At 60.4% G+C, this 25,567-nt stretch carries 33 protein-coding genes and 1 pseudogene; 3 read left to right on the forward strand and 31 right to left on the reverse strand.

Going from position 1 to position 25,567, the window contains the following annotated elements; genetic code table 11:
* Window positions 1-193 precede the first annotated feature (193 nt).
* The 26 genes and pseudogenes from ACTYOL_RS17125 to ACTYOL_RS17250 form a co-directional block, all read right to left on the reverse strand.
* Window positions 194-418: pseudogene (locus ACTYOL_RS17125) on the reverse strand (hypothetical protein); the annotation flags it as partial.
* Window positions 408-716 (reverse strand): hypothetical protein, encoded by a 309-nt coding sequence (locus ACTYOL_RS17130; RefSeq protein ID WP_444756771.1) that lies wholly within the window; start codon window positions 714-716, stop codon window positions 408-410. The pseudogene ACTYOL_RS17125 and the gene ACTYOL_RS17130, both read right to left, overlap by 11 nt.
* A 67-nt stretch (window positions 717-783) precedes the next feature.
* Window positions 784-1,110, reverse strand: a complete 327-nt coding sequence (locus tag ACTYOL_RS17135; RefSeq protein WP_444756772.1) for a hypothetical protein — start codon at window positions 1,108-1,110, stop codon at window positions 784-786.
* Window positions 1,107-1,460: a hypothetical protein gene (locus ACTYOL_RS17140; protein WP_444756773.1), complete on the reverse strand. Its 354-nt coding sequence runs from the start codon at window positions 1,458-1,460 to the stop codon at window positions 1,107-1,109. Before ACTYOL_RS17140 ends, ACTYOL_RS17135 begins: the two co-directional genes overlap by 4 nt.
* The gene (locus tag ACTYOL_RS17145) at window positions 1,457-2,083 is read right to left on the reverse strand and encodes a glycoside hydrolase family 19 protein (protein WP_444756774.1); all 627 of its coding nucleotides are present in this window, start codon (window positions 2,081-2,083) and stop codon (window positions 1,457-1,459) included. Before ACTYOL_RS17145 ends, ACTYOL_RS17140 begins: the two co-directional genes overlap by 4 nt.
* 315 nt (window positions 2,084-2,398) lie before the next feature.
* Window positions 2,399-4,399: a GDSL-type esterase/lipase family protein gene (locus ACTYOL_RS17150; protein WP_444756775.1), complete on the reverse strand. Its 2,001-nt coding sequence runs from the start codon at window positions 4,397-4,399 to the stop codon at window positions 2,399-2,401.
* A gap of 56 nt (window positions 4,400-4,455) precedes the next feature.
* Entirely contained in the window at window positions 4,456-7,509 is a 3,054-nt protein-coding gene (locus tag ACTYOL_RS17155) for a host specificity factor TipJ family phage tail protein (RefSeq protein ID WP_444756776.1), read from the reverse strand.
* On the reverse strand, window positions 7,478-7,882 hold the full coding sequence (locus ACTYOL_RS17160; protein WP_444756777.1) for a hypothetical protein: 405 nt from the start codon (window positions 7,880-7,882) through the stop codon (window positions 7,478-7,480). The genes ACTYOL_RS17155 and ACTYOL_RS17160 overlap by 32 nt, the downstream gene beginning before the upstream one ends.
* 2 nt (window positions 7,883-7,884) lie before the next feature.
* The gene (locus tag ACTYOL_RS17165; RefSeq protein ID WP_444756778.1) at window positions 7,885-8,364 is read right to left on the reverse strand and encodes a DUF1833 family protein; all 480 of its coding nucleotides are present in this window, start codon (window positions 8,362-8,364) and stop codon (window positions 7,885-7,887) included.
* A complete protein-coding gene (locus ACTYOL_RS17170; protein WP_444756779.1) occupies window positions 8,361-8,813 on the reverse strand; it encodes a transposase in 453 nt (150 codons plus the stop codon). The genes ACTYOL_RS17165 and ACTYOL_RS17170 overlap by 4 nt, the downstream gene beginning before the upstream one ends.
* A gap of 180 nt (window positions 8,814-8,993) precedes the next feature.
* Window positions 8,994-12,419 (reverse strand): phage tail length tape measure family protein, encoded by a 3,426-nt coding sequence (locus tag ACTYOL_RS17175; RefSeq protein WP_444756780.1) that lies wholly within the window; start codon window positions 12,417-12,419, stop codon window positions 8,994-8,996.
* A 14-nt stretch (window positions 12,420-12,433) separates the two neighbouring features.
* Window positions 12,434-12,715 carry a hypothetical protein gene (locus ACTYOL_RS17180; protein WP_444756781.1) on the reverse strand — a complete coding sequence of 94 codons (282 nt, stop codon included), beginning with the start codon at window positions 12,713-12,715 and terminating at the stop codon, window positions 12,434-12,436.
* Window positions 12,716-12,795: 80 nt separating this feature from the next.
* On the reverse strand, window positions 12,796-13,239 hold the full coding sequence (locus ACTYOL_RS17185) for a hypothetical protein (protein ID WP_444756782.1): 444 nt from the start codon (window positions 13,237-13,239) through the stop codon (window positions 12,796-12,798).
* Between the two features lie 57 nt (window positions 13,240-13,296).
* Window positions 13,297-14,466 (reverse strand): phage tail tube protein, encoded by a 1,170-nt coding sequence (locus ACTYOL_RS17190; protein ID WP_444756783.1) that lies wholly within the window; start codon window positions 14,464-14,466, stop codon window positions 13,297-13,299.
* A gap of 60 nt (window positions 14,467-14,526) precedes the next feature.
* On the reverse strand, window positions 14,527-14,934 hold the full coding sequence (locus ACTYOL_RS17195; protein ID WP_444756784.1) for a phage tail terminator-like protein: 408 nt from the start codon (window positions 14,932-14,934) through the stop codon (window positions 14,527-14,529).
* A complete protein-coding gene (locus ACTYOL_RS17200; RefSeq protein ID WP_444756785.1) occupies window positions 14,931-15,317 on the reverse strand; it encodes an HK97 gp10 family phage protein in 387 nt (128 codons plus the stop codon). The genes ACTYOL_RS17195 and ACTYOL_RS17200 overlap by 4 nt, the downstream gene beginning before the upstream one ends.
* Before the next feature lie 2 nt (window positions 15,318-15,319).
* A complete protein-coding gene (locus ACTYOL_RS17205) occupies window positions 15,320-15,703 on the reverse strand; it encodes a glutamate 5-kinase (RefSeq protein WP_444756786.1) in 384 nt (127 codons plus the stop codon).
* A 1-nt stretch (window position 15,704) separates the two neighbouring features.
* The gene (locus tag ACTYOL_RS17210) at window positions 15,705-16,076 is read right to left on the reverse strand and encodes a hypothetical protein (protein ID WP_247282990.1); all 372 of its coding nucleotides are present in this window, start codon (window positions 16,074-16,076) and stop codon (window positions 15,705-15,707) included.
* Window positions 16,076-16,372 (reverse strand): hypothetical protein, encoded by a 297-nt coding sequence (locus ACTYOL_RS17215; protein ID WP_444756787.1) that lies wholly within the window; start codon window positions 16,370-16,372, stop codon window positions 16,076-16,078. The genes ACTYOL_RS17210 and ACTYOL_RS17215 overlap by 1 nt, the downstream gene beginning before the upstream one ends.
* A 41-nt stretch (window positions 16,373-16,413) precedes the next feature.
* Complete coding sequence (locus tag ACTYOL_RS17220; protein ID WP_444756788.1) at window positions 16,414-17,382, reverse strand: major capsid protein; 969 nt, start codon at window positions 17,380-17,382, stop codon at window positions 16,414-16,416.
* A gap of 9 nt (window positions 17,383-17,391) precedes the next feature.
* Window positions 17,392-18,138, reverse strand: coding sequence for a DUF6651 domain-containing protein (locus ACTYOL_RS17225; RefSeq protein WP_444756789.1), 747 nt, complete (start codon window positions 18,136-18,138; stop codon window positions 17,392-17,394).
* A gap of 151 nt (window positions 18,139-18,289) precedes the next feature.
* Window positions 18,290-19,366 (reverse strand): hypothetical protein, encoded by a 1,077-nt coding sequence (locus ACTYOL_RS17230; protein ID WP_444756790.1) that lies wholly within the window; start codon window positions 19,364-19,366, stop codon window positions 18,290-18,292.
* Window positions 19,366-20,772, reverse strand: coding sequence for a DUF4055 domain-containing protein (locus ACTYOL_RS17235; RefSeq protein ID WP_444756791.1), 1,407 nt, complete (start codon window positions 20,770-20,772; stop codon window positions 19,366-19,368). The genes ACTYOL_RS17230 and ACTYOL_RS17235 overlap by 1 nt, the downstream gene beginning before the upstream one ends.
* A gap of 2 nt (window positions 20,773-20,774) precedes the next feature.
* The gene (locus ACTYOL_RS17240) at window positions 20,775-22,073 is read right to left on the reverse strand and encodes a terminase large subunit domain-containing protein (protein ID WP_044047016.1); all 1,299 of its coding nucleotides are present in this window, start codon (window positions 22,071-22,073) and stop codon (window positions 20,775-20,777) included.
* Window positions 22,060-22,521: a DUF2280 domain-containing protein gene (locus ACTYOL_RS17245; protein ID WP_063912507.1), complete on the reverse strand. Its 462-nt coding sequence runs from the start codon at window positions 22,519-22,521 to the stop codon at window positions 22,060-22,062. The genes ACTYOL_RS17240 and ACTYOL_RS17245 overlap by 14 nt, the downstream gene beginning before the upstream one ends.
* A 32-nt stretch (window positions 22,522-22,553) precedes the next feature.
* On the reverse strand, window positions 22,554-23,162 hold the full coding sequence (locus ACTYOL_RS17250; RefSeq protein WP_444756792.1) for a putative metallopeptidase: 609 nt from the start codon (window positions 23,160-23,162) through the stop codon (window positions 22,554-22,556).
* Between ACTYOL_RS17250 and ACTYOL_RS17255 the strand changes: the two genes are divergently transcribed.
* Window positions 23,120-23,527 (forward strand): hypothetical protein, encoded by a 408-nt coding sequence (locus ACTYOL_RS17255; RefSeq protein ID WP_444756793.1) that lies wholly within the window; start codon window positions 23,120-23,122, stop codon window positions 23,525-23,527. The two genes, ACTYOL_RS17250 and ACTYOL_RS17255, sit on opposite strands and share 43 nt — an antisense overlap.
* Here ACTYOL_RS17255 and ACTYOL_RS17260 read toward each other — a convergent pair.
* Genes ACTYOL_RS17260 through ACTYOL_RS17280 form a run of 5 tightly spaced genes read right to left on the reverse strand, consistent with a single transcriptional unit; the run spans window position 23,517 to window position 24,746 of the window.
* A complete protein-coding gene (locus tag ACTYOL_RS17260) occupies window positions 23,517-23,708 on the reverse strand; it encodes a hypothetical protein (RefSeq protein ID WP_444756794.1) in 192 nt (63 codons plus the stop codon). The genes ACTYOL_RS17255 and ACTYOL_RS17260 overlap by 11 nt on opposite strands.
* On the reverse strand, window positions 23,705-23,869 hold the full coding sequence (locus ACTYOL_RS17265; RefSeq protein ID WP_444756795.1) for a hypothetical protein: 165 nt from the start codon (window positions 23,867-23,869) through the stop codon (window positions 23,705-23,707). The genes ACTYOL_RS17260 and ACTYOL_RS17265 overlap by 4 nt, the downstream gene beginning before the upstream one ends.
* 10 nt (window positions 23,870-23,879) lie before the next feature.
* On the reverse strand, window positions 23,880-24,110 hold the full coding sequence (locus ACTYOL_RS17270; protein WP_019751353.1) for an Acb2/Tad1 domain-containing protein: 231 nt from the start codon (window positions 24,108-24,110) through the stop codon (window positions 23,880-23,882).
* 55 nt (window positions 24,111-24,165) lie between these two features.
* A complete protein-coding gene (locus ACTYOL_RS17275; protein ID WP_444756796.1) occupies window positions 24,166-24,435 on the reverse strand; it encodes a hypothetical protein in 270 nt (89 codons plus the stop codon).
* Window positions 24,435-24,746 carry a hypothetical protein gene (locus ACTYOL_RS17280; protein ID WP_016711287.1) on the reverse strand — a complete coding sequence of 104 codons (312 nt, stop codon included), beginning with the start codon at window positions 24,744-24,746 and terminating at the stop codon, window positions 24,435-24,437. Before ACTYOL_RS17280 ends, ACTYOL_RS17275 begins: the two co-directional genes overlap by 1 nt.
* 94 nt (window positions 24,747-24,840) lie before the next feature.
* Here ACTYOL_RS17280 and ACTYOL_RS17285 point away from each other — a divergent pair, with 94 nt between their 5' ends.
* Together ACTYOL_RS17285 and ACTYOL_RS17290 are read left to right on the forward strand one after the other, a co-directional pair.
* Window positions 24,841-25,026 carry a type II toxin-antitoxin system HicA family toxin gene (locus ACTYOL_RS17285; RefSeq protein ID WP_241105720.1) on the forward strand — a complete coding sequence of 62 codons (186 nt, stop codon included), beginning with the start codon at window positions 24,841-24,843 and terminating at the stop codon, window positions 25,024-25,026.
* 45 nt (window positions 25,027-25,071) lie between these two features.
* A complete protein-coding gene (locus ACTYOL_RS17290) occupies window positions 25,072-25,494 on the forward strand; it encodes a type II toxin-antitoxin system HicB family antitoxin (protein WP_444756797.1) in 423 nt (140 codons plus the stop codon).
* Window positions 25,495-25,567: the final 73 nt, after the last annotated feature.

Raw genomic sequence — 25,567 nt, forward strand, 5'->3', positions numbered from 1 at the left:
CGACCCCTTGCACCCCATGCATGCCAATCCATCTAACGGCATGATATCGCAGCACTTTTCGGCGCGCTCGCTGCAATCGAACGTCCATAGGTGCTCGCGAGTGTCCACAAGAGTCACGCATTTCTCACGCAGCCCTGACTGCCCATCCCGGCGTTCTGCCGAACGTTTCCCTTCCTTTAGACAGCTATTCACAGAACAGGCCGAAAGCCCAGGCCTCCTCATGCTCGTTCAGAGCCCACAGCCTGCCTGCCTCGACGAACTCCAGCATCTCGGACAGTTCCTCATCGCCCACCTCACGACGCCTGCGCGCGGCGAGCGCCATTTCGGTCAGCACCGCAGCGCGCCCATCTGGGTCCACTATCAGCTCGAAGCTGTCATTGAGCTCGGCCACCCAGGCCTGCGGAAGCTCAGTTGCCATACTCACCCACCGCCCGGCACCACCAGGACTGGGCGTACAACACGCCGTCGATCTCCTCGACCCCGTTGATGTTGATGCCGAGCTGTGCCATGCCGTTCAACTTGGCATCGTGCAACCGAGGGATGATGTCGGGGCCGGGCGTCGGATTGAACACCCATGCCTGCGTGGCAACCCTGCCCAACGGTTCGCTGTGGTGGTCACCGATGTGGATATCGGCGCGCAGGGGCTGGATTTTCTTGAGCTGATCGGAAGGAATGGCCACGCCATTCACGCGCCGACGGACGATAAGGAAGTACATGCTGCACCGAATACTGTATATGGATACAGTATTTCAGCACTGCAACCAGGCGCGCAGGAAGTACCGTTCAGCGGCAAGCACCCACCGCCGACTCCAGCAGGCGCTCGTACCCGATCCTCTGCCGGCGTTCAGCAAGCAGTGCAAGCACCTTCGTTTCCGGAGTGTCGCTTTTCTTCAGCCCTGCGGTTGCCCAGACTGGAACAGGTACCGCTGGTGCGCGGCACGGCACCTGCACAGGCACTTCAACCCGCACATAACGGATCTCCGGCGTGGGCGCCGCTGCACACCCGGTAACCAGCAAGCTCACAAGCAGCATCTGCAGCACCTGCACTTTTTCCCAAGGCCTGCACGTTTTCACACGACCTGCACTTTTTTCCAGCACCTGCGCCTTCATAGGCCAAGCTCCTTGTCGAAATGGTCGATCGCACATACGCCAGGGTTGCGCTCTTGCTGAAGCCGGTTCGCCACTGCATAGTCTTCCCGGGTTTTTTTCTCGGATTCGCCCATCGCTTGCTCTGCCCTGGCCTGGCGTTCGCTCGCCTCAAGAACTAGGTTGCCCAGGGCCTTGCCCTGCTCCTGCGCCAGGCCTGCCAAGTTTTCGCGCGCGGCGGCGCACTGTGCGGCCTGGTCCTGCTGGTGGTCGAGCAATGGTCGGAAGTGTCTGGTGGTGACCCAGGTGCCCACGGCCATGCCGAGCAGGATCAGCAGCCCGGCGCCGGCGAGGCGAAGCAGCCAGGCGTTCATGCCAGCACCTTGACCGCGAGGTCATACAGCGCTTTCCGCTCAGCAGCGCCATGCGGAACGCGGCCTGGTTGTCCGGTGTTGATCACGCTGCCGATATCCTGGATGCGTCCGGCGTCGGCCAACTCATTCAGGCCGCGCTGTGACCACCACCAGGCAGCCGACTGCGCAGCGTGCTCGGGCTGCTCGAGCAGCTCAGGTTGTTCGAGCAGGGGCAGACCCAGGGCCTGGCCAGTTGCGCGGTAGTTGTCGCGGCCGGTCAGCTGGATCAGGCCGCGCCCACGGTACCGCCAGCCATCACCTGAGGTTTCCGGACCGTTACCCATACGACCGCCATAGACCCTGTTCGCGATCTTCTCTGGCTGCCGAGCGTAGGCGCCAGCGGTCTGCGGTGTGAACCGACTTGGCCATGTGCGCACCAAGGCCTCTGCGCTGTAGTTGAGGTTCTCCACCAGATTGCGCAGCTGGCCGGACTCGTGACCGACCTGGGCCAGGAAGGCAGCGATGCGCAGGCGGCTATCGATCTTCCAGCGCAGCATCGCTCGGTTCAGTGCAGGCACAAAAATGCCCGCGACTGGGCGGGCATTGGGGAGGATCTGCAGCAGTTGCTGCTCGGAAATCTGCAAGGCTCTATCTCCATGGTCGTATTTGGCTATAATCGACTCAACCGCTAAATCGTCTGACTATCAGGCTGGCGAAGCAAATACACAGGGAATCAGTAATGATCAGAAAAATTATCAGTTTAATCTCTGACTTTCTGGACTCAGACAAAGACTACGAACAATACAGAGATGAGTTCGAATCAGAGGTTAGTAGCCTTGATGAGTTCAAAGGCGTGAAATTCACGCGCTCAAGTAACGGTGATTATGTAAATGAACAACTACAAGATCACTGGGTTACTTGGCGCGGTAACAGGAAGACCATTGACTACGCCATTTAACCTACAGGATTGGAGACCACTCCAGCACGAAGTATCCACCCACTGATATCTCGGAAGCTCCTGTGTTCTGGATCTCAAGCATCAGGAATCTCTGGGCCTGATTGGTTTTTGGTACGTCAAGACCGTTGCGTATTGATTCCGCCAGGGCGTAGGTAACTACGTCCTCATTCATGGCGGTCACGGTTGTGCCGAAACCAACGCGAATGTTTCCGGTGGTCTCTCCACCCTGCCCTACTGCATATAGACGCCGCAGGACGGCTGGCTTCTTGGTGAACCCTGGAACTAGAATTCTTCGTGACGCACCAGCAGGTACGGTAATATTAATAGGCGCGTTGTAGACCTCAGTAGCCTGTGTGGCTCCAGGCATCTGTGCCAAGTAATCTTCATTGATCACGTAGTTCCTTGAAGGCGTTAGCAGGTCTCCATACACTGGATGGTTTGGCGCACCTACCGAGCAGTTGAAAAACACTCCTGTCGCGCCGGTTGTTGCTATGTACTGTGAGATAATTCCAGTACCGGTGTAGAACAAATCAGGGCTAACTCCTGTGGCTACATCGTTAGTCCCACACATTACCCAAACAAAGTTTGGGTTGTATGGCCTGACGTCCGTATCAAATCTCTGCCACAGAGCTGCCGCCGTGTTTCCGCCAACGCCCTTGTTGATTATGGTTGCATTTGGCAGTCGCTCTGATAGCCGCTGAGCAATTCCTGGCTGAGCAAACCAGCTGTCTCCGAGAAGGACGTGAACTCCACGGTCCAGGTTTTTCACGAATCCTGTCAGCCTGACAAATTCGATTCTTGACACAGCAATACTTTGCCCTGCCTGCTGAGCCAGCAAGCTTACGTAAACCTTTCTTTTTTTGCTCTTCCTGAAAAATGCCTCATGCACTATTGGTCGTTGACCGGATGGCGCATCAGAATAACTGATAGCACCGACGCCAACCTCTGACACAGACGCGATCATCGTCGCCGAGCCATTTATGTTCGGGGTTACGAAGATCCTCGCTATGTAGTCACCTGCCGGAAGAGATATCTCTTCCGTGCTGACACCTCCACCTACGGCCGGCGCGGTTACGAGCAATGAGGACTGGCTTGAAGAACCTGGATTGGAATAGGTCGCGTCGCTGAATTGAGATTCAACCGCCCCTCCGACAAGGGTGTGTGCATCCTGTGCTGTCCAGGTGTGAACAGTCTCAAATCTCTTGCTTGCCTGGCGAAGCGCTGCATCTGCAATCGCTTTATACCCCATCAGCGTCGCATGAGATTCCTGAGTGTAGAAGATCCCTACATCTGCCCCTGCCTCTATGAATACTTCGATTCGAGACTGTGTTGCGATGGTGTTACCAACAATCGCCGCGACAACCGCCGTGTAATACTCACCGTCACCAGCTTTATAAACGATGAGTTGGCCAACAACGAAACCTGTAGCATCTACGACAGGTATGCTTTGTCCACTTTCAACTACAGAGGTAGTCTGGGTTACACGCTCTCCACCGGTCCCGTTGTAACCGACTCCGCGACAAATGCCATAGTGCAGATCAATCAACAGCTTGTCGGATGACGAATCAAGACTTGCCAGGGCCTTTTTTAGATCAGTCCTGACCGATGCGTCGCCACGGTTGACGAATTTGCTTCGATCGGCTGACCAGTTGTTGAGCGTGGTGTATGGAAGAGCGAGTGCTGGGCTTGGAGACCAGTAGGCACCGTCCTTCGAAAACATCTGGTTAGGGGCAATTATCGTGTAGGGGCCGTCATCGTAGGCGCCGAGGTCGATATAGCCAGAGGACGTCAGCAGAGCATTAAACTGAGCGTCCCTGTTTTGTTGATCTTGTCGAAAATCCACCCGCATGCCTTCCAGCGATTTTCTGGACCGACCAAGACGGTCTGGATATGCAGGAAGCTCGCCGGTTACAAACTGGTCAATGATTCCAGAGTTATCGTAGAGATCCCGCGGATCGTTCGATCCGTCCTGGCCCACCGGGTTCATTGTGTTGTAGCGCATAGGTTCTCCGGGCATGAAAAAGCCCGCTCTAGGCGGGCATGCTCGTAAAGGTCCGGTCAGGCCGGCGGGAATTGGTCGTCGTAGGTGTAAACGCGGGCGTCGTAGGGCATGCCCTTCATGGCTGTGTTGCCGTTTGCCGGGTCTGAGCTGGTGATTAGCACCGGGTAGGCCCAGCGGGATGCCGGGCCGAACAGGATGTGCGGCGGCTCCAGTGGTCCATCCACTACTGGTGTGAAGTCGAGCGCATCGACCCGAACCTTGTACTGATCCACCTGCGTGGCGGTCCAAGGCCCGGATAGCGTGCCGTCCAGCTTGCGCACACCTATTCTGTGCTCGCCGCCAGCGCTGAAGTCCAGCGGCTCAGAAGAAGTCAGGAATGTTCCCGAGCCGGTCACCGCAAATCCCAACAGAATGGCGCTCTGGCACCGCTTGGGCGCATCATCCGCAACGGCTGCGAAGCTCAAGTAGCCGCTGTTGCTGCCGTCCATCTCGGTTTCCCAGGTGTAAACGTCGGTGCGGAACTTCTGGTGTCCACGCCGGCGCATTCCGATACGCCATGCTCTTGTCCTGTCGCTTATCCCCGGCATTTTGAGCTTCTCGACCTTTGTACCGAGGTCGCCAGGCCATCTGCACTCCACCGTCTCCCATGCCCAGGTTGTGCGCGAGAAGTACTCCACATCCACGCCGTCGAAGTCGTTGATCGACGGCATGGCGCCGCTGATCTTGAGCATCTTGGTCATGTTCTGTGGAGAATAGGTCTGAGTCTTGGGCCCGTAAGTGACGTCGAATGCTGCCCGTGCAGCATCACGAACGGGGCGCAGTAGGCCGCGGAATGTCACCAGCTCGCCGAACCCGCAGGCCAGCGCGTTGTTGATCATATCCTTCACCGTGATAGTCGCGTCCAAAGTCTCGTCGTACTTGTCGCCACGGGCAACGCAGATGCTGTGGAAGTCCTGCCACTCTGGAAGATCAAGATCGTCGTCCGTGTACCCACGCCGCTTCAGCTGGTAGATGCACCACGGCACGATATCGCGGCTTGGCCCGCTACCTCCCCCCATCAGAGGAAGGATGCGGGTTGCCTCGACACTTACCTGGCTTTCCGACTGCGAAGAGAGGCGATCGCCACCGCGGATGTTGCACGTGATGACCGTCAGTCCTGGGTAACTGGTGGGCGAGTTCTGCATCCGACCGCGCAGATCCGTCCATGTCGCGTCATCCCTGGCCTCGTTGTTGATCCGCCCTGGTCGGTCTTTGTATAGCTTGCGTACCCTGGCTTCAGCACGCATGGCGTAAGGAAGCGAAACGCGACCAGAGAAGCCCTGGGCGTCCAGAGATCCACCCCAGTTAACCTGCTCGAGCACCGTCCACGCCCCCGCAAGGTCCATGTCTCGATACTCGAACACGTAGTAGGTCGGGATCTCATAAATCTGACCTTCCCGGCCGATGCCGCACAGGCCGTTCGCGTATGTTACGGTCCACTCGAGTTCGATGACCTTCTCATTATCCGGGCAGCAGGCGAACGGGCCCCGATAGCCGCCCTGCAGGTTCGATGGGTCAAGCGTGATGAGACCGTTCACAGTCTGGCTGGCGTTGAATCCAGGCCAGCCGGTGTCGGTTGATCCGGAGGATGTAAGCCGCTCGACTTCGAGTAGGCTCGTGCTAAAGGCCGTGATCCTGTACCGCAGGCCGCGCGGGCCAATTGTGGCAAGTCCCTGACCGAGCGCTAGACCGACCACAGGCGATCCGCCGTCGTAGTCAAGCGTCATTTCAGCCTGCTGCTCTGGCGCGCCACTGGTAGTCGGGGTACCGGTCACGCCGACTGGCGATGAGCCGAGGATCGTTGATGCGCCGGTGGCTGTGATCGACTGCCCAGAATACGGTGAGAGCTCCACGAAGCGCAGGCGTCCGCTGCTCTGCTGCGCTTGGAATGGCATGCCGCTGAGCAGAGTGTTCAGCGCGGAAACCAGGCCGGCGAGGTCGGTCGTGGCGGTGTTAAGCGTGATCGGATAAGTCGAGGCGCCACGTACCAGGCTGAAGCTCAACGGCGTTACGTTGAAGTCGTACCTGGATGGGGCAGCAGACCCGGTGAGGGTTGAAGCCGTGCCAGGGTTTGCTGGAACTGGCGGGCTGTAAGGGGTGTAGCTGTGCACAACGTACATGCCAGCATTCGCACCAGCCACCTCGATGAGCATGCCTGCCGTTGGATTCAACATTTCCAGCGGCCCACGGATGATGTCTCGCCCAGCCCCGCCGTCGATCACAGTGTATGTGTATGGCGCAATCACCCGGATTATGATGCCGTTCGACCAATCCGCCGGGAACTGACCGGAACCAGCCGGTACGCTGATCGTATCTCCGATGAACTGGTATGCAGAAGCTGTTGCGGACTGAGTAAGCTCAGTTGCCATCGTCAGCTCTAGCCCCGCCGATCCGCTCGAGCTTGCACCTACCTCTGGCACGTTGAACCAGTTGATATGAGCAGGATCGGCCGAAAGATCAGCGCCTGGCGGGTAAATCGTGAATGTGGCGTCGGCGCCCAAGGAGATGAGCGGGGTTTCACCCACCTTAACTTTTGCCAGTGGGACGTCGTACTGGCCCTCGCCGATGTACAGCAGCATTTCAACTCGCTGGTCGCGCGGCGCGACATGCACCCTGCGCGGCTGCGTCAAGTAAGCTGGGTAGACACGCTGATGACCTGCGATTTGGCGAACTGGATCTCCCAGCTTTACCTTGTTGCCTTTGGCGCTTGCCTCTGTCAGCGGATCGCCCTGCTGAGTACCGGCGCTGGATGGCATGCCCGGCATCTTGGGCATGATCGACTTCAGCACCGCCTTGGCCCCCTTGAACAGGGCGAAGGTGATGGAGAAAGGGTCGGTGCCCTTCGGCTCGCGGTAGATCTGCAGTAGGTCAGCAGGCTTGAAGTTCACCTTGTGCCACAGGTGCTGCTCGATCACCTCCTCATTGAGGACAACGCTGATGGGCGGGCTTTCCCGTCGCTCATACGACGGGGCCAGTGACTTCAGCCATTCCTCGATGGACATGCGGCGGTCGGTCTTCCAGGTGCCGAGCGGCGCCGTTTCACTCAGCTTGTTCGGGTAGAACTCGATCACGGTAATAGACCACCTTGGGATGAGCGGCTTCGAACTCGCCGGTTGTCCGGAGGCAGGCGCCACCGGGGTTTGTGTCCAGCACCTTCAGGCGCCCTTCGCTTTCCACCACCACGCCTACATGCAGGCACAGCGCACCGCGGAACACGGCGGCGATGGATCCAGGCTCTGGAGGGCACTCCTCCATGCCTTGGCGTAGGTCATGATAGGCGGCCGTGTTGGCCTTGAGCTTGTCCTTGCCAACGGCACCAAGGCTGGGCAACAGAGGCAGACCGAACACCTCATGGCGCACCGCGATGCAAATACCCCAACAGTCGAAGGCAATAGGCCCCCGAGCACCCTCGCGATACGGGGCGCGCATGAATTTCTCGATCATGGTCAGATGTACTTCAGGCCGGGTGCCAGGGATGTGGTCAAAATGGTGCGCAGACCGTTGGTATTGAGCAGGTCGAAGAAGCCGGCGGTTAGCTTCGCCACATCATCTTCGTAGTCGCGACTGAGCAGCGTCATGCGGTACCTTTCTTGCGGGAAAGACAAGTCTTCAGCTAGATAGCGGCGGAAAGTGATGATGAATCGGTCGCCGGCGGCCTTGGCCTCCTCAACGATCTCCTGCACTTCGCCGGTCACGTTGTCGAGGCCCAGCACAAGGTTCTGGAACGCGCTGTTGTCATTCTTAGGCAGGGCCAGGTCCATGGCCATCGCAGTGAAGACCAGCGTGCGCCCATCCTCAGTGGTGCACACCCGGTCCTCCCACCCTGAGCAGTACAGGTGGGATACCGTTCCGCCCTGCTTCCTGGCTTCGATCGTGTCGACCAGCTCGCCCCTGCCCGAGGCATAACACTCCTCGATCAGGCTCATGTTTCTGACCACTCCCTGTTAACCGAAACGTCGATGATGTTTTTGTTAAACCAGTAATCCGGGAATTGCTCCCAGCCTTCTGGGATCAACGGTCTACGCCTGATCTCGGCGTTTATGGAGTACCTCCACCGCTTTACCTGGGTGAGTTCAACCTTCCCGTAAATCCCGGTGAAGTGGATTTGGTAGGTTGTGAAGCCTGGCGGCAATTGGAGCGGCATTTCGAACCATTCCAATCCGTCATTCAGCGTTCGCGCATACCACGCCTCGAAGAATGCGGCTTCATCCTCTTCAAACACGAAGTTGAAGGTCAGCTCTGAAGGAACATAGCTGTACACCTTCCGGTATCGACGCCGTCCGGTCACCATTGGCGTTGAGCGCATTGGGTCAACGGTCGTGTACCCATATCCATCTTGCAGCGGAAGCGGCAACTCTGCCGGGTATTGAATCATTGCCATTCCTCTGCTGAGGCTTGCGTTTTAGGTCATAGGGCTTAGGCCCAGCGCTTCCTCGATGCGGGCTAGTCGCCGCTGCAGCAGGAGCTCTTTCTCATCAGGCGGGACAACAGGTTCGGGCACAGTTGCGCCCGGCCTGTCATCGACCTCTTCCGTTTCGGTAGCCATTGGATTTCCCTACGTTGCGTTGCGCGACAGGCCGTACGCCGATTCGATTGCCTGAGCCCGCTCTCCCCCGCCCCAGATGTCAGCCACGAAGGCGTCAATCTCCAGCTGGCCATCGTTTCCGGTGCGCCGATCAACAGTGCCGGCGCGGGACCTGTCTTCAATCAGGTTCACGGTGACGTTTACCGGTGCGGCTTGGCGCTGACTTTGAAGGGGGTCGTTCGCCTGGACTTTGTTCAGCGAGATGTTTTCGCCAGCAAAAGAAACGCGCTCGTTCGAGTTGATTGCCTCCAGCAAATCCCGATTGCGTTGAGTTGCCTTGGCGTTCACGACGAACTCGCCGTTGCTGAGTCGCGCGGGGATGCTGTCTGAAGTACCTGTCCCTGAACCTGAGACATAACCACCGGTTGAGAACCCCTTGATCAGCGCAAAGGCTGCCAAGAGAGCGGTACCGCCCACCACAGCCGCGGCACCGAAGGAGCCGATGGATGCGACGAGTGCGGCTGGCAGCCATGCACTGGCGGTTGTTGCCGCTGCCGCCGTCTGAGCCGTCGTCGTGGCGGTCGTCGCGGCAATGCTGGATGCAGTCGCAACCCCGTCAGCTGCCACCTTTGCCGTTGCAACTGCGGAGGCGCCTGCTGTTTCGGCTGCAGTGACGGCCCCTACCTGGGCGATCTGTTGCGCTGCAACGGCAGCCGACGCCTGACCAAAGGCAAGCTGCATAGCCTTGTTCACCGCCCATTGAGCAGCCATCTGGCCGAGCGAGTTGACGACACTGCCGACAAGGCTGCGCGTCACGTTCACTACTGACTGACCAAACGTCTGGCCTTCGAGCGTCATGGCCTGGAATGCGCCGCCCACACTCGACTGGATGCTGCTGAACGCTCCGGTGAATAGAGCCTGCGTCTGCCCAGCAACGTTCGCCGCGTTGACCTGGAAGTTCTGCAGCGCAGCATTGAACCCGTTCATGGGGCTGGCCATGGCGGCGTCGTACTGCGCAAACCCCGATTGCAGGGCTGCAAGTCGCTTCGGCAGGTATTCCTGCTCCAGGTCGATCTGCGCCTGCAGGTCCTGGCGCTGCTTCTCCGTTGTGGCATTGGCCAGTTCGGTGCGGAGCTGCAGGATTCGCTCGTTGGTCTGCTGCTCGATCTGCACGCGCTGCTGCATGCGCTGCGTCTGCTGGTCACCCATGCCAACTCCGGCGGCGGCGATGCTGTACTCGCTGCGCTGACCTACCAGTTGACGCTCAAGCTGCGCGCGGTACTGCTCGGCCTGGGTTAGGCCTTGGGCGCCCTTGATGGCGGCGGCGTAGTTGATCGAAGCCTGGGCCAGCGCCTTGCCATACTCGTCCTGGCTAATCTTGCCCTTATCGAGAGCCAGCTGAAGCTGGGTTTGCTCCTTGGTCAGGGTGCGCGCGGCCTGGGCTGCCGGGTCATACTGGTTATACAGGCGGGAGAATGTGTTCTCTGCCTCCGATACGCCCTTGTTGACGCCTTTGGGCGCATTCTTCTTAGCTTCGCGGGCTTTGATGTCCGCGATCTGCTGCTCGATGTTCTTGCGTGACTGGGCGAACTTCGCCTCTTCCTCGGCACTCAAGGCTCCAGCCTTCTGCGCCGCAAGCCTACCCTTCTGCAGGTCGTCCAGTTGCTTCTGCAGCTTTTCGGTTTGGGTGAGCGATGACTTGTATGTCGAATTGATGAGATCTACGCCCTTCTTCCCGGCGTCTTGGATAGCCTTGTTGCTAGCGTCGGCTGCAGCCTGGGCGGCATTCTGCGCCAGAGCGTTCTGCAGCGTCTTTAGCTTGGTCTGCAGGAACCTGGTCGAATCATCATCCTCATCGAACAAAAGCGACAGGAAGCCTGTCTTGCGCTCAGCCAGGATCTTCTCGGTGTTGGCGATCTGCTCCTCGATGCTCTGCTCTCGACCAACGCTGAGCATCTCGTCCCAGGCTTTCTTTGCCACGCCGGCGATGGAATTCCATGCCGACTCCAGGCTGCCAAGGTTGCGCTCGATCTCCCCTGCCCGGATGTTGATGGCCTCGGCGTACAGACCGGCAGCCATAGCCGCCGCGTCCATCGTTTTGCCCTGCTCCTGCAGGGATTGGATGTTGGCGTATTGCGAGGCGGTGAGGATGTTCAGCTCGCCGTCGAGTTTCTTGATGGCCTCGACCGGGTTCTTGCCGATCTCGTTGAAGGTCTGGACGACATCGTTGATATCGCGGCCGGTTTGCTTGGACCAGGCGAGCGAGGCCTGAGTGATCTCTACGTACATGCTGCGCAGTGGATTGCCAGCGCCTGCCAGCTGCGTCAGTACGCTTGCTGCAGCGCCGACTGTTCCGCTACTCGCTGCAACTTCGTTGGCCATGTCGGCCAGCTGATTAGCCGTAACGCCTGCGGCGTTGCCATTTTCGATAATGGCCTTGGCGAATCGCTCGCTTTCCTCTGATCCTTGGTACGTGGCTAGAGCCAGCACTCCGGCTGCTGCTGCTGCAGCGGTAAACGGATTGATGAGGCCGAGGATATAGCCGCCCATTGCCCGGGCTGCAGGGCCGATGCCGCCGAACATGTCTTTGAGCTGGCCGCCCTGCTGTAGAAGGACGGTCAATGGAGCCTGTCCGCCCTGAAGGCTGACAGCGATATCTGTGAACTGCGCAGGTAGCCCGCGCAGCGCGGCGCTGTAGGCCTTGGCCGACATGCCGGCGGTGTTCATGGCCGTAGACGTTTTGCCAAGCTCGTCACGGGCCTCCTTCAGGCGCCCGCTGTACTCCTCAAAGGTTTCGGTATCAACAAGCCCGGCCTTCTTGAACTTGCTGAGCTTATCCTGCATGGCGTCCAGGCGATCAAGCGCGGCTACTGCCGGGTTGATCTGGCCGATTAGGCGGGTAAGCTCCTGGCGCTGCTGCTCAAGAGAGGCGTCGGCCGCCTTGCTGCTACCTGAGACAGAGTCCATGGCCGCATCAGCCTGACGGGCACCACTGGCGACCTGCTCAAGAGCCGCGGCGACACGAATCAGCTGGGCGTTGACCTGGCTTTGGGTGCTGGAAAATACGCTGAACCCATTCGACAACTGGCCGATGCCCGTGGACATCTGCGAAAGAAGTGCATTCGACTGGGTCAGGCTGGAGTCGAGCTTTGTGACGCCAGCCCCAACCGACAGCATGGCTGCCTCGAGCGCGTCAGACTTCGATACCAGAGCCGTCATCTGCCGGTCGGTAGATGCCGTGGACTTCTCGACTCGATCCAGGGCGGTGACTGCAGCGGACGCCATTTTTCCCATGTTCGAGCCAAGGGTGACTGTGACCCTGCTCAAGTTCTCGGCAGAAACAGCAGCACCTTCCCCGCTCTGCTCTACCTTGTTGAGCGAATCGCTCAGGTCATCCGCATTTTTCTTAGCTGGGCGCGAGTCAATCGTGATGGCAAGGCGTGATTCCTGCGCCATGTGATCCTCCGGCGTCAACGCCTCTTGGGTTTGTTTTTGGCCTCTGCTGCGGCCTGGGACTTTTCGTTCTGCTCCTCCCAGTGCTTGCGGAACTGGTCATCGAGGGCAAAGACGGCTGCGTCGAACTCTTCGCGGCATATCGCCGAGGGGTAGCGGTTGAGGTATTCGGTGACAGCCGAAGGCTGGATTGGCGCCGGTGCGCCCACCATGCCGACGTACTGCCGGGACCGGCTGATATAGGCGTAGGCCTCAAGGATCTCTGCGGTTACGCCGTCGATCTCTGGCGCCTCCGGCACGCCTGAGCCAAGCCGCTCATGCTTCCAGCGCTTTTTCTCGTTGTCATCGCCTGCCCACTCTCGCCCCCAGAGATATGCCGCTACTGCTTTTCCGCGGTGGCTGCTGCCTTATCCTCGATGCGACGGGCGATATCAGTAGCGGTGCGCAGAGCCAGGAAGTACACGCTGTTCATCTGCTTGATCAGTTGAATGCACAGTTCAGGGCTGTATGGGGCTGGCTCGCCCGGCTTTTCTTCAACATCGACGCCCTTCCAGTCCTTGATCAGGTGCTTTGCCGCCAGCTCGATGAACAGATCGTCATCGGTCTCCAGCTCGACATCCGGGATATCTGAAAGGTTGAATTCAGCGGTTCCGATCCGAGCCTGCTGGTTGATTGCTGCCAGGTGCCGGTTGATCAGCGCCTGATGGGACTTGTAGAGCGGATTGGCGATCGATCCGACCAGGATCTCGGCGCCCGGAGCGAACTCGACCCAGCGCTCGCCGTTGATGTCCAGTTCAGGCTTCTTTGCGATGGTGAAGGCCATGGTATTCCTCTGCGGTAAAAGGCCCGACGCACACCGCAGGGCGCGCCGGGCAAAGGGTTAAACGGTGACGGTGACAGCGCAAGTGTCGGTCTTGGTGCCGTCTGCCGCGCTGGTCGCGGTGATGGTTGCGGTTCCCGCAGCGATCGCGGCTACCAGGCCAGTGGCGCTCACGCTGGCGATTGCCGGAGCAGAAGAAGACCAGTTGACCAGTTGGCTTGCGCCTACCGGAGTCACGACCGCTTCGAGATCGCCAGTTTCGCCAACATCCAACGCCAGCGTTGCCGGCGTGACGTTCACCGCGGCGATGGCGATCGGAGCCGGCAGACGGGTGATTGTCGGCGGCACACGGCGGGCGGTGTAGGACAGTTCAACTTGAATGATGTCCGTAGCACCGCCGTCAGGCCAGTCCCCGCTCACTTCCATCTCGGGGATGAAGAAGGTGTAGCCGCCATCGGCGTTGTTGAGCGTGAACTCGAAGCTGAGAGCGCCACTGGTCTGCTGGGCCTTCCAGTACTGGTAGGCAGTTTTGGACCAGCTCATGGTGATCGATCCCGACGGCGTGAAGGTGGTCTGGATGATGTTGCCGGCGAACGGGTTGCCGTTGCCGATGCAGCGCTGGGTCTGCGAGTTGTTGGCGAACTGCAGGTTGAACGTGTCAACGCACGCGTTGTCGTCACCCAGCTGCACGCCGTTGATCTTCAGCCCGGTCACATCCTTGAAGCCGTAGCGCCGCTGGCTGGCCTCGGGCGCAGGGCTGACGATGAAGGAAGTATTGTCGGCCTTGTCCTGCCACGAGGTGGCCATGAACGTGGTGGTAACGCTGATCTCGTTGTCGTTCGGGACCTCGATGTTGATCGTGTCAACCTGGGCGCCGCGGGCGATGCCAGCGATACCGACGTCAGCGTCATAGGCGGCGATGGAGAACGAGATACGCTCGTTACCCATGGTCAGGGTATTACCGGACCAGTTCGCGCCGAAGCAGGAGGCCAGGAACTCGTCCAGGGCTCCGTAGCGGAACTTGGTCTCAATATCGCCGCCGACATCCACGGTCGTCTGGGCGGTACCCTGCGACATCCGGCTTTCGCCGATCTCGTTGTTCTCTTCGGTGTTGTAGGTAGGCACCAGGCCGAAGCTGACGCGGGTCAGCACGTTCCATGGGCCCGGTGGGGTTACCCCCGGGGTGACTTCGCGGATCCACGCGGTAGAGCGCTTTGCACCACTGGACATGGGGTATATCTCCTATCGATAGGCGTAAAAAAACCGCCATGTGGCGGTGCAAGTAGGGGCTCAGTAGGCCCGGTATGGAACGCGGACGTTTACTTGGTACCATCCGTTCCCGTCATCGCCGACGCCCTGCGGGGACGCTTCGAAGAAGTCGAATGGCCCTTCCGGCGCGCTGTAGTACTGGAACTGGGTAACCAGCGTGTCCACGGCTCTGGTGATGGCCAGGGTGCCGCTGTAGCTGGGCACGAACAGTTGGATGACGACGATTCCGGTCTGGCGCACGCATGGGCCGATGCCGACCTCGGGTGTGCTGGAAAGGCCTGGAACGTCCGCAAGCCTGGCCCAAATCGGTTTGCCGGCCGGGTCGAACGGACCCTTGGGGTTGTTCGGGTAGTCCACAGCGTCAGCGGGTATTCCCGCCCACTGCGCCATGCGGCCAGTGACGATGGCCCGGATTTGTTCGAAGGTCATGAGTAGGCCTGCGAGACGCTGTTGAACGACACCGCGTAAATGCCGGCGGGCGCCTGCTGGGAGTGCCCATCCTCAAGCGGTACAGCGTATGGGAGGTTGTTCTGGATGAACACCTGTGTGAACGGCTCAAGGCCGGTCGTCACCCTGACGCCCTGCTGGATGGTCTCCGAGCCGGTCGGGTCGATGCTCGTGCTGCTGGTGTACACGGGAGCGCCCACGCTGACGATGTTGTTACCCCGGAATCGCCCAGTGTCGACGGGCGACCGCAGCACGATTTCGTTGAGCATGGCCAGGGCAATGACCCGCACGCGCTGCGTCAGGGCCTCTTCGACCAGGCCGGTGAACAGGCTTGGCGGTGTGCTCCATCCCCTGCTCTTGGCCATGGCTACTTCCTCAGCTGCAATCGGTAAGTGGCTGAAGCCGGGTCGGAGCGCGCCGACTTGACCAGGTAGACCACCTGCTTGGAGCGGTCCATCAGGTCGGGAGCGGTGATTTTGTGCCCAACATCCGGGGTGTCGGTGACCTCGTTGGCAAGCGCTGTTAGGCGCAGATCTCCGACGAGGATGTTGACGTTGTCGACCCGGCTATCTTCGTAGCGGGACAGCACGCCTCGACCCGTGTACGTGACGGGCTGGGCGGTCGTGGTTTCGTTTACCGGATCCCACACTCCAGGCCCCATGTACTCGCCCGTGAAGGTCAGCACCGCGTCAGCCAGGTCCGTATTGAAAGCCTCGGCCAGGTCGGCCTGCAGTTCATCGCGAAGTCCCATATCAGCCCCTCACGATCTTGGTCTGGCCGCTGCTGTTCAGGTAATGCGCCAGCAACGCCAGGGCGAACGATTCGCCAGCGCTGATGGTGCGGGAGGATTCCGAGTAGGTTTTGCTGCTGGAAACCCCGTCAGCGTTGACCGACTTGCTCAGCACGCCGGTCTCCTTGCTGCCGTAGATGTTGCCCGCCGCAGCCTCTCTGGCGATCTCGGCGCCGGCCTGGATGACATCGTCCGGCACCGGGTCGAACTCAGGCAGGCCAAGATTGGTGAGCCAGGTGTTGGCCATCAGCACCGCCCTGGCCTTCTGGTCGTCGGGCGCCCAGGTCGGCCCAAGCAGGGCGTCTACCTGCTCGACGGTGATGTAGATGGTCATTATGCGGCCTCGTCCAGCAGCTTCTTGAGATCTTCCAGGCTGGCGTCAGGGCTGAATTGCACGCCCTTTTCGTTCAGGGCGGCCTGCAGCTTTGCCTTCAGCTCGGCTTCTTCGGCAGCCTTCTTGTCGGCAGCGGACTTGCCAGCCTTCGAGCCTTTGGCCTCCTTCAGCGGCTCCGGGTGCTCGTAGTCATCGGGCGCGAAACGCGCATCGATGATTTTGTACCCCTTCTGCCGCAACTCTGCTTTACGCTCAGGGCTGACCGGGTGTTTCTCGTAAATCACTTTCTCGCTCATGGCGATCTCCTGGGAATGCGCCCCGGAGGGCGCGGTACCGGTTACTTGGTGGCGTCACCGATGGTCAGTACGCCGGCCGAGGCCTTGATGCTGTTCGCCACCAGATCCCAGTTGGTGCCGGTGGACAGCTCGGCGTTGGTCGGCGACTTGCCGCCGTTGGCGGTGTCCCAGGTGTAGCCCTTGAGGCCCAGGCCGAAGGTGTAGTCGGCCTGCATGGTGGTCTCGATACGCTCCTTGCCGTTGGAGGTCTCGATGTTGGTGATCAGGTCGGAGCCATCCATCACCACCGCTGCGCCGTCGGCCAGGCTGAGCACCTTCTGCTTGTTCGGGGTGCCGGCCTCGTACAGCGCAGGGGCGTCGGTGATGATCACGGCTTTGCCGAGGATGTCGACCACCTGCACGCCGGAGAACTGGAACAGACGCTCGGCGTTGGCGAGGTTCTGGCCGACCAGCTTGTGGTACATGGCACCGGTCATGACCTGGGCCACCAGGAGCTGGGAAGCGTCACCGAACAGCGCGTGGGCGTTGTTGATCGCGACGTAGGTCACGCCAGCAGTCGCCGAAACGTCGTTGGTGGCGGTCGGCTGGTTGCCAATGGCGCCGGCCAGGGCCGAGATGGCGGTGTTCAGCTGGTCCGCCATGATGGCTTCGGACAGGTTCCGGCTGATCACTTCCAGCGCTTCTTCCGGGTTCTTCTGGATCCAGGAGAGCTGGGAAGGCTCCCACAGGATCGGGCCGAAGCCGCCGGCGATCTTCACCGAGTCGTACTGCTTCTGGGCCAGCGGGGTGGACGCCTGGGCGCCGTTGGCAGCGTAGCGGTCGACGCGACGCTGGGCGCCGTGCAGGCCTGCCCAGAACGATTCCTGCAGGAAGTCGCCGTCGATGCCCTGGGTAGTCAGGCGGATGGCGCCGGCCGAGGATGCGTTGAACTTCTCGACATCCTGCGCCAGGGTCTCGATGGTGGTGCGCTTGAGGTATTCGTTGAATACCTTCATGTTCGAAAGGGCCATTGGGCCTCCTTATTCGCTTGCGGTCAGGCCCTTGATGGCTTCCAGGCGTTCAGCCTTGGTGCCACCGAAGTTGCCCTTCGTGGTTTTGTGCTGGCCACCGCCGTTCGGTGCGCCGCCGCCATTGGCGCCGGAGCTCTTCAGGATGTGGTCGCGATGGGGGTACTGCGAGACGAGGGTTTCGAGCGCTTCGTTGAAGTCGGCCAGTTCACCCGGGCGAGCTCGGCTGAAGATCTTCTGGCCCTGGGAGTCGTACGCGACGACCTTGCCTTCCTCGATCTTGAAGTTGCTGCCGAAGGCGGCCTGGACCATGTCAGCGGGAACAGCCATCTTCTCGGCGATGAACTGGGAGCGCGCGAAGCTGCCGCCGATCTTCTCGGCATACAGCTGCTGCTCGAAGGTCTGCGCCTTGCCGTTGGCTTCATCCAGCTGGGTTTGGAAGGCCTTGCTGATTTCGCCCTTCACCTTCTCGATCTCGCCGGCATCCACCAGCTTCTTGGCGTCGAGGTTGGCAACGATCTCCAGGGCTTTCTTGGCGGCCGCAGCATCTTCGATGCCTTCGAACGCCTTCGCAGTTTTCTCGAAGCTGTCCGCGCGCTCACGGTGCGACTTCGCCTCGGCATTCAGCCGGGTGATGGTGTTGCGAGTGCCAACTGCATCGAAAGCGACGTCCTTGCCGTCGTCATCGGTGTAGACGGGCTTGCCATCTTCGATAACTGCGTACTGCTTGCCATCCACTTCAACAGTCTTGAGTTTCATTTCGTCTCTCTGGGCCATCCGGCCTGTTGGTGAGCCATCCGGCCCCAGGTCGCCCCGTCCATCCGAACCGCAGGCATGAAAAAGCCCCGCACTGGGCGAGGCTTTGCAATTGCGCGCCACGAAATGGCGCTTTGGTGTTTTGTGGCGCGGGCTACAACAGCCGATCCCGCAGCTCATCGAGCGTCAGGAACTTGCCCTTGTCGTTGTAGAAGTCCTGCAGCTTCAGCTTGTCCTGGCGCAGCAGCTTCCCCCGCTCCGGGCCGAGGATTTCGTCCTGGCGGGCGGCAGGCTGGCGTGCAAGCCATTGAGCGTACGTGGTCTGCTGCGGCACCTGCCCGTCCATGCTTGCCCGGGTCGCGGCGTCGCTGATCCCCAGCGCTAGGGCGCTTTTGAGGATCGGCAGTTTGGTCGAGCGGCAGCAGAAGTGGATTCGGCCAGGGCCGGCAAGCCACGGCACCTTGTGCCCGATCGGTCGGTACGTGCCCAGCGTGTACGGCAGGCGGTCACGGATTCGGCAGGTCGTAGATGTCCGGTTATCCAACGTGCTCAGCCACTCAACATGGCTGATGATGTCGCTGTTGGCCTCGAATGCCTTGTCGCTGGCCGTCTCTGCTGTGCTGGACACTGCCGACCGGACAACCGCCTCCACCTCCCGGCGAGACTTCTGCAGGATGCCATCAGCGTACTTCTCCGCCTTGGTACCCATGATCTGCCTGACGATCTCCGGCGTCGTGCGTCCTTCAAGCACGCCAGACCGCACGGCATCGCGGATCGACGCAGCACGGTCAGCCTCAATGCCGGCCATCCACTCGTTGAGCAGCCGCCCCTGGAAGGGCCTTGACAGCGCAATGGCGCGTACCTGACTGAACTGTGCCACGGCAACCGGGAATCGCGCCTGCACAAGCTCAGGAACAGCCGCTGTAAGCGCAGCGTCCTGAAAGGCAATCTCGTAACTGGCCACTCCGTCGATGACGCCTGTGAGCGCCTGCTGCAGGCTAAAGAACGTCGATTGATTGATCCGCAGCACGGGCGCCAGAGCGGCATCGATCGCTGCAACGGACGCGCCGGCATCCAGGCTGTCTATGGCAGCAATGAGCGCTGCCCGCAGCTCAGGGTCAGAACTGTTCAGGATCCTGATGATCGCCACGACCTGGCTGTTGCTCAGCCTGGACAGGTCAACCTCATGGCCGATCAGCTCATCCAGCAGCTTCTCGTTGGCCGTCTTCATCACAGCGTACCGAGTGCCGGGCCCTGGGCCTCAATCTTCGCCAGTTCCTCTTCCCAGTCGTATTCGTCGCTGATCACGCCGCGGCGCTGCATCTCGGTGAATAGCGTCTCCTTGCTGATCATCCCGGCATTGGCCATGGAGACCAGGGTCGGCAGCGACACCTCTGGCATGTAATCGACATCGAAGTTGCCGCGCATCTCGACGGTTCCGCCATCGCCCAGGCCGCGATAATCGGCCATGAACTGGAGCAGCTGGGCCAGGCAGTCTGCGAAGTGGTGCGCCATGCGCGCGAGCGGGGACAACTCCTGCGCCGCCTCCTCCTCCGCTTGGGTGGCGGTCTTGGTAGCCGTTTTGTCCGGCGTCAGCAGCTTGGCCCCGGCCATGCGCATCTCGTTGATCAGGTCCTGCAGCGCGGTGCGGCCCGACTCGACGGCCTTGCCGGTGTGCTCGACGTACTTGAGGTCACCGTCCTTGGGCAGATCGGTCAGTTGGCCGGTGCCAACCTTGAACTCTGGCGGGATCACCTTCCCCTGGTTGTCGTACTGGGTCTGGATGCCGATGCGAACCAGGATCGGGACGCGGATCACGTGAAGAATGTTGTCCTGGTCGCTCTGGCTCTGCCAGTGCTTCACGTTCAGGTGCGCCAGCTCAATCAGCGGCGGCTTGGCCGTCATGAAGCCGGTCCGGCCCGTGTAGAAAGTGACCCATGGGATCGCGGTCAGGCTGTTGGTGCCTTCCTCGTGCAGCTCCCAGGTACCGCCGGCTGCGGCCTGCTTGCCCCGTACGGCCTTAGCCGACCTGCGATAGGTTCGCCAGGCGCCCGGCTCCAGCACGCGAATCTGCTCGACGCACTTGGCGCCGAACTCGCCATCTTCCTCCTCGACCATCTCGATGTAGCGGACCATGGTCAGCACGCCGCCCTTGGAGCGCCAACCCAGCACCTGCTCAGGCCTCACCATCACCACATAAGGGCGCACACCAGCTGCCTGCTCGTCGGCCTGGGTTTTAAGGTCGCCCGCTGGCGGGTGATCGACAAAGGCATGGCACAGGCCATGGCTCAACCCCTCGGTGAAGAACCCGACCGCCCAGGAGTTGAGGTCATTGCCGGCGTGGTCGATATCCTTAGTCATCTCGACAATGGCCTCTGGCACATCGTCTCCCACCTGCAGCGGCTCGGCGAACACTCGGGAGGTCATGTTGCCCACGGTCTCGGAGTACGCCGGCAGCAGGGTCGAAAGGCGCAGGCGCTCCTTGTAGGCCTCGTCGTCTTCAGCTGGGTACTGCGGAAGCAGGGTCTTGCCCGCGGAGCGCATCGCCATCGTCCCACCCATGAGCGGCGAGATCACGGCCCAGTAGGCGCGCATCGCGTCGACAGCGGGCAGCGTGATGCTCGGGTTATCGCTCATGGTCACATTCTCAGGGATTGGGTCGTGAAGACCGGTCGCTCAATTGGATAGTCGTGGTGGATGAAGTAGCCGCCCGCGTCGTTCGCGTGGTCCACGCCAGATTTCTTGTCTGGCTCACCGTTGGCAGCCCATACCTGCTGCTCCAAGCCGTCTGCATAGGTAGGGCAGCGCAGTGGGTTGATCAGGTAGCGCCGTTCGCCATTCGCGTTGCAAAACATCGCGTTCATGGCGTTGATCCGGTCCTTTACCGGTGGGTTGGCATCGGGCGCGATGACGCTGAAACCAGCCTGGCGCAGGATGGCGATGTCCGTCTCACTGGCGTTCACCGACTTGCGTGACCCGCCAGAGGCGTCGGGATAGATCCTAATCTCACAGGTCTTCTCGTAGTCCCGGCCGTTGTGCCGCCAGTAGCGCTCCTTGATGCGCCGGATCATGTCCGGGGTATCGAAGCCGTCGATCAGTTCATCCACGGCCCTGGGCTTCCCGTCAGGCCTTTTGACATGGACGATCGCCGCCATCTTGCCGACGTTGAAGTCCATGCCGATGAACAGGGGCTCTCCAGGCTCTACGGTGTCGAAGCAGGAATTCAGCTTCCGGTCGTAGGCATGGTAGATCGACCCGGAGTTCAGGTTGACGAACTGGCCGTTCAGGTAGGCCAGGATCAGCTGGGCCGGGTACGACTCCATCAGCGACGGGATGTAGTCGGGCGGCAGGTTCAGCTCGTTGTCGAACGTGCTGGCCTGCACCAGGCCGTACATGCCCTGCAGGGCCGGCTTCTCGCGCAGCTGTTTCACGAACTGCTGGTAGACGAACTTGAACCCCTCAGGGGTCGTCGTCACATCCACGCCGTTCTTCAGCCCAGGCACGTTGTAGCGCATCCGGGCAATGATCTTGCGCCAGGCGTGCTCGGCCTTCAGCGCGGGCAGAACGTCGAGTTCGTCGACCAGGGCGTGCCCGATCTTGAAGCCCACGATGGTCTGCGGCTTCTCCATCGAGCGGCAGATGGTCGTGCTGCGGTACTGGCCGCCGCTGTAGAACTCGACCTCCTTGTCGCTCTCCTTCGTCTTGACCTTCAGGCCCCAGTCGAAGGCGACCTCCTCGATGGTCGGGAAGAAAATGTCGCGGATCTGCGGGTACGTCGGAGCAAAGTAGCCGGAGTCGATCCGGGGCCACTCCCATACGTGCTTGCACAGCGCTGCGCAGCCTACCCAGGTCTTGCCCGAGCCGAACCCGGCCACGAAGCCGCGGAACTTGTTCTCCATCCGGAGGAAGCTGGCCTGGGGCACGTTAAGTGACGGCATCAGGCTTCCTCGCATCCACCACATCGACCTGCACCCGGGTGGGCGGCACGTTGTCATGGGGATTTTCGTTCTTGGTCTGGCGGTTCACGTAGACATCGCCGACCTCTTTGGCCGCCTGCTCCAGAAGCTGAGCCGTCAGGGCCATGTTCTTCATGTTCTCGGCCTTCTCAGCCATCCGCCCCAGCACACGAAGCCGAAACGCTCGGTTGGCGATCGGTATCTCAGCCGTCTCCTCGCGGAAACGCTTGCGGGTGTCTTCGAACAGGGTTACCCAGCGCTTGGCCAGGTCACGCCCAGCACGCTTGGTCGGGTCGTGCGCCTCACACTTTTGCCGGGTAACCTCAAGGCCGAATTCTTCTCGGACGGCTGCCGCGACTTGCGAGGGGGTATCGAAACAGGCCAGGGCCTGAACGATGAAGGCTTTCACCTCGTTGCTCAGGGCAGCCATAGGTTTTCATCCGTCGTGGGTCTGTCAGGGGGTCAGGCAGACTTGAGCAGACAGGTTCCGCAGGCCCTCGAGATGTTGATTTTGGCCACCTCAGGTGGCCGGCTTGCAGCGTCGATCAGCTGCTGTACGTCGTGGCTCGGGCCATACCGGCGGACCACTCCGACAAACTCCTCGACGTCATGGCCACGCATCTCAAGCTTGGGCATGCCGTCATCACCGAACGCCGGGGCACCGTACTTATCTAGCTTGTGGCCGATGTGGTACAGCTCGTGCTCTACCAGGGCGCAGAACTCGGCCTCACTGCATTGGGCGCAGTAGTCGCCTGCCAGAGTGATGAGGAACTCGGGCTCTGCGCCGAACCAGTCCCGCATCTGCTGCTCTTGGCGTGCCTTCTGCCACCCGCCAGCGCGGATCATCAGCTGTTCGGCCTGCCCCAGCACTGAGCGCCCCTTCTTGTTGAAGGCAGACGACGCCCACATCACCCCAACACTGGCGTCGATGAGGTGGGAGTGCTCTGGGTTGTGGATGCTGCCGGTTTCGGCCAGGACCTCGCGCTGTATCCACTCCCACAGTTCGGGAGCAGGCGTGAGGATCAGGAATGGCGATTCAAGCAGGTCGGCCGGCGGCATCGGTCTGTTCATGTGCGCGCCTTAAAGTCACCAAATTTGCAAATAGCCGGATCGCGCTTAAAGTCGATACGACCAACAAAGAGATCGCCGCAATGCCGCTACCAGAAATCAAGGTCATCATCCGTACGGCCAATGGCCACCGCGAATTCGTAGAATCCGATTTCCTCGAGAAACCGGCTGATGCGGTTGGCTTCCTCAATCTGAGATCTGCGCCATTTGACGGATGGCAAACTGCATATTCAGTCGATATCTCACCAGCCGATGTCGGCTTCGGCATGCTGATGCTCGCTGTAGGCGAACATGTGGAAACCGCGCAAGGTTTGGCGTTCAGGCTTCAGGTTGGCACTGTGAATCGCTACAGCGATTTCAACGGCTAACCATCCTCTGCGTCTCGGCATGGGCATGACCATGCAACAGGCCAACCAGCAACCCCTGCGGAAGCCCGGCTTCCTTGGCGGCATCAATCGCCTTCACCAGGGCGGCATCGAACTCTGCCACCGCATGGACGATATCCAGGCTTACCGGCAGCTCATGGCGTATGCGGGTGACGTTGCTCATTCAGGATGAACCTCGATCTTGATGCCGCGCCCAACCCAATAACTGAAGCGCTCCGGGCATGGTTCGCGACCGGTCAGATGCGCAATGGCGAGGACGCCAGCCAGGTAGAACCTGAGCCACCAGCGATGGCGGCAAACGATGCGTGCAGTTACCGACGCCATCTGCCTGTCCTCAGCTGAACGGGTCAGCCGGCTTGGCGATCGAGCGCACAAACCACATGAAGCCTTGCTGCAGGTTGGTCTTGGCCAAAGCCAGGGTGCGCTGGTCAACGCCTTCGATCTGGCCGATCTGCTTGAACAGCTCGCCGGCATCGGCCTCCAGGGCCTTGATCGAGTTCATGCCGTCGATCTCGCTCTGGGTGAGGTCGCGGTAGCCGGTGATCTTCTTGTGCTGGTTGTCCATGGATGACCCTCAGGTTGTCGCGCCACAGATCGGCGCATTGGGAATTTGTGGCGCCCTACCCCGGCTGGAACACATGGCCGCGCCGAGCGACCGCATACAGGACGATCCCCAGCTTGAGGATCACGCCGTACAGGGTGGGCACATGGCCGTTCATGGCCAAGACGAACGCGCCGAACGCGCCGATGGCCACCAGGTAGAACGCGATGGCCAGCAGCGGGTGATCCATTGGGCGAATGCGGCGCAGGTAGTCGCACGCGGCGATTACCACCAGCACGCTCAGGAAGGCATTGGCGCCGATCAGGACTGAAATCAGGGTCGAGCTCATCAGGTAGCTCCCTTGGCTCCGAACTGACCCACGAGCGACTTCAGCACCGGGATGATGTTCATTGCCAGAAGGCCTATCAGAAAGGCCACGCCGTATTGGGTTTCTCCGCTTGTGCCAAGGCTGAAGTAGCTGATGGCGAGCGGGGTGCAGAAGACTGCCGATGCGAAGCCGGTGAAGAAGGCGGCGACCGCTTGGCCCCGGGTGAGGCCGCGCAGGAAGGTCAGCGAGAGGATCGCTCCTGCGAAGCCGCCAATGATCACGCCGTACTTCACCAGCAGGACGCCGGCAGTCGTGCTTGCTGGTTCGGCCATATGGAATCCCTGAATCTATAAATACATCATAAATGTGTTGTCATACACCATTTATGGTGTACACTGAACTCATCAACCACACAGCGGAGGGCAGATGAAATGTAACGAGTTCAAGCGGTGGCTGTTGGCAAGAGGGGTAGAGGTTTCGAAGACGGCAAAGGGAAGTCACTTCAAACTCTACTTCAACGGCAAACAGACAACCCTTCCCAACCACGGGGCCAAGGAAATGGCCGAGGGGACTAGGAAGGCAATCATCAAACAACTGGGCCTCAAGGATTGAGGCTCCACCCTTTGAGCTCGAATACATCTGCCCTGAGGTAACGATATGTACGACTACGCAATCAACGTGAACCAGGAGGCCGGGTCTTTCTGGTCATCGTGTGACGACATCCCAGAGGCGCACAGCGCGGGCGACACGCTCGAAGAGCTGCTGCGCCATGCTGCCGAGGGGCTTGAGGTGGCTCTTTCCATCTACGTCGATCAGCTGCGGCCGATCCCGCCTGCCTCGCCAGCGAAAGAGGGGCAGCATGTTATTCGGCTGTCCGCCCTGGTGAACGCGAAAATCGCGCTGTGGAACGCCATGCGAGAGAAAGGCATGCGGAAGGCTGACCTGTGCCGAACCCTGGGGGCAGTGCAGACCAAAGTGGATCGGCTCCTCGACTTCGAACACGGCTCGAAGATCGAGCAGGTCGAGGCAGCTTTGGCCGCGCTCGGTAAGCGCCTGGTGGTTTCTGTCGAGCCGGCCTGAATTCGTGTGGGTCTCTCCCCACCTGTCCGCCTAAGACCATTGCAGCGCTGGCGCCCCAATGCACCAGTCTCGC

Source organism: Pseudomonas sp. A014, assembly GCF_052378495.1.
Taxonomy (GTDB): Bacteria; Pseudomonadota; Gammaproteobacteria; order Pseudomonadales; family Pseudomonadaceae; genus Aquipseudomonas; species Aquipseudomonas machongensis.

Bases quoted from the DNA above. Each gene is read 5' to 3' on its own strand.
- ACTYOL_RS17130 (WP_444756771.1), bottom strand. From the start codon at position 716: ATGTACTTCCTTATCGTCCGTCGGCGCGTGAATGGCGTGGCCATTCCT.
- ACTYOL_RS17135 (WP_444756772.1), bottom strand. From the start codon at position 1,110: ATGAAGGCGCAGGTGCTGGAAAAAAGTGCAGGTCGTGTGAAAACGTGC.
- ACTYOL_RS17140 (WP_444756773.1), bottom strand. From the start codon at position 1,460: ATGAACGCCTGGCTGCTTCGCCTCGCCGGCGCCGGGCTGCTGATCCTG.
- ACTYOL_RS17150 (WP_444756775.1), bottom strand. From the start codon at position 4,399: ATGCGCTACAACACAATGAACCCGGTGGGCCAGGACGGATCGAACGAT.
- ACTYOL_RS17160 (WP_444756777.1), bottom strand. From the start codon at position 7,882: ATGATCGAGAAATTCATGCGCGCCCCGTATCGCGAGGGTGCTCGGGGG.
- ACTYOL_RS17165 (WP_444756778.1), bottom strand. From the start codon at position 8,364: ATGAGCCTGATCGAGGAGTGTTATGCCTCGGGCAGGGGCGAGCTGGTC.
- ACTYOL_RS17170 (WP_444756779.1), bottom strand. From the start codon at position 8,813: ATGATTCAATACCCGGCAGAGTTGCCGCTTCCGCTGCAAGATGGATAT.
- ACTYOL_RS17175 (WP_444756780.1), bottom strand. From the start codon at position 12,419: ATGGCGCAGGAATCACGCCTTGCCATCACGATTGACTCGCGCCCAGCT.
- ACTYOL_RS17185 (WP_444756782.1), bottom strand. From the start codon at position 13,239: ATGGCCTTCACCATCGCAAAGAAGCCTGAACTGGACATCAACGGCGAG.
- ACTYOL_RS17190 (WP_444756783.1), bottom strand. From the start codon at position 14,466: ATGTCCAGTGGTGCAAAGCGCTCTACCGCGTGGATCCGCGAAGTCACC.
- ACTYOL_RS17195 (WP_444756784.1), bottom strand. From the start codon at position 14,934: ATGACCTTCGAACAAATCCGGGCCATCGTCACTGGCCGCATGGCGCAG.
- ACTYOL_RS17200 (WP_444756785.1), bottom strand. From the start codon at position 15,317: ATGGCCAAGAGCAGGGGATGGAGCACACCGCCAAGCCTGTTCACCGGC.
- ACTYOL_RS17205 (WP_444756786.1), bottom strand. From the start codon at position 15,703: ATGGGACTTCGCGATGAACTGCAGGCCGACCTGGCCGAGGCTTTCAAT.
- ACTYOL_RS17210 (WP_247282990.1), bottom strand. From the start codon at position 16,076: ATGACCATCTACATCACCGTCGAGCAGGTAGACGCCCTGCTTGGGCCG.
- ACTYOL_RS17215 (WP_444756787.1), bottom strand. From the start codon at position 16,372: ATGAGCGAGAAAGTGATTTACGAGAAACACCCGGTCAGCCCTGAGCGT.
- ACTYOL_RS17220 (WP_444756788.1), bottom strand. From the start codon at position 17,382: ATGGCCCTTTCGAACATGAAGGTATTCAACGAATACCTCAAGCGCACC.
- ACTYOL_RS17225 (WP_444756789.1), bottom strand. From the start codon at position 18,138: ATGAAACTCAAGACTGTTGAAGTGGATGGCAAGCAGTACGCAGTTATC.
- ACTYOL_RS17230 (WP_444756790.1), bottom strand. From the start codon at position 19,366: ATGAAGACGGCCAACGAGAAGCTGCTGGATGAGCTGATCGGCCATGAG.
- ACTYOL_RS17235 (WP_444756791.1), bottom strand. From the start codon at position 20,772: ATGAGCGATAACCCGAGCATCACGCTGCCCGCTGTCGACGCGATGCGC.
- ACTYOL_RS17240 (WP_044047016.1), bottom strand. From the start codon at position 22,073: ATGCCGTCACTTAACGTGCCCCAGGCCAGCTTCCTCCGGATGGAGAAC.
- ACTYOL_RS17245 (WP_063912507.1), bottom strand. From the start codon at position 22,521: ATGGCTGCCCTGAGCAACGAGGTGAAAGCCTTCATCGTTCAGGCCCTG.
- ACTYOL_RS17255 (WP_444756793.1), top strand. From the start codon at position 23,120: ATGGCGATTCAAGCAGGTCGGCCGGCGGCATCGGTCTGTTCATGTGCG.
- ACTYOL_RS17250 (WP_444756792.1), bottom strand. From the start codon at position 23,162: ATGAACAGACCGATGCCGCCGGCCGACCTGCTTGAATCGCCATTCCTG.
- ACTYOL_RS17260 (WP_444756794.1), bottom strand. From the start codon at position 23,708: ATGAGCAACGTCACCCGCATACGCCATGAGCTGCCGGTAAGCCTGGAT.
- ACTYOL_RS17265 (WP_444756795.1), bottom strand. From the start codon at position 23,869: ATGGCGTCGGTAACTGCACGCATCGTTTGCCGCCATCGCTGGTGGCTC.
- ACTYOL_RS17270 (WP_019751353.1), bottom strand. From the start codon at position 24,110: ATGGACAACCAGCACAAGAAGATCACCGGCTACCGCGACCTCACCCAG.
- ACTYOL_RS17275 (WP_444756796.1), bottom strand. From the start codon at position 24,435: ATGAGCTCGACCCTGATTTCAGTCCTGATCGGCGCCAATGCCTTCCTG.
- ACTYOL_RS17280 (WP_016711287.1), bottom strand. From the start codon at position 24,746: ATGGCCGAACCAGCAAGCACGACTGCCGGCGTCCTGCTGGTGAAGTAC.
- ACTYOL_RS17285 (WP_241105720.1), top strand. From the start codon at position 24,841: ATGAAATGTAACGAGTTCAAGCGGTGGCTGTTGGCAAGAGGGGTAGAG.
- ACTYOL_RS17290 (WP_444756797.1), top strand. From the start codon at position 25,072: ATGTACGACTACGCAATCAACGTGAACCAGGAGGCCGGGTCTTTCTGG.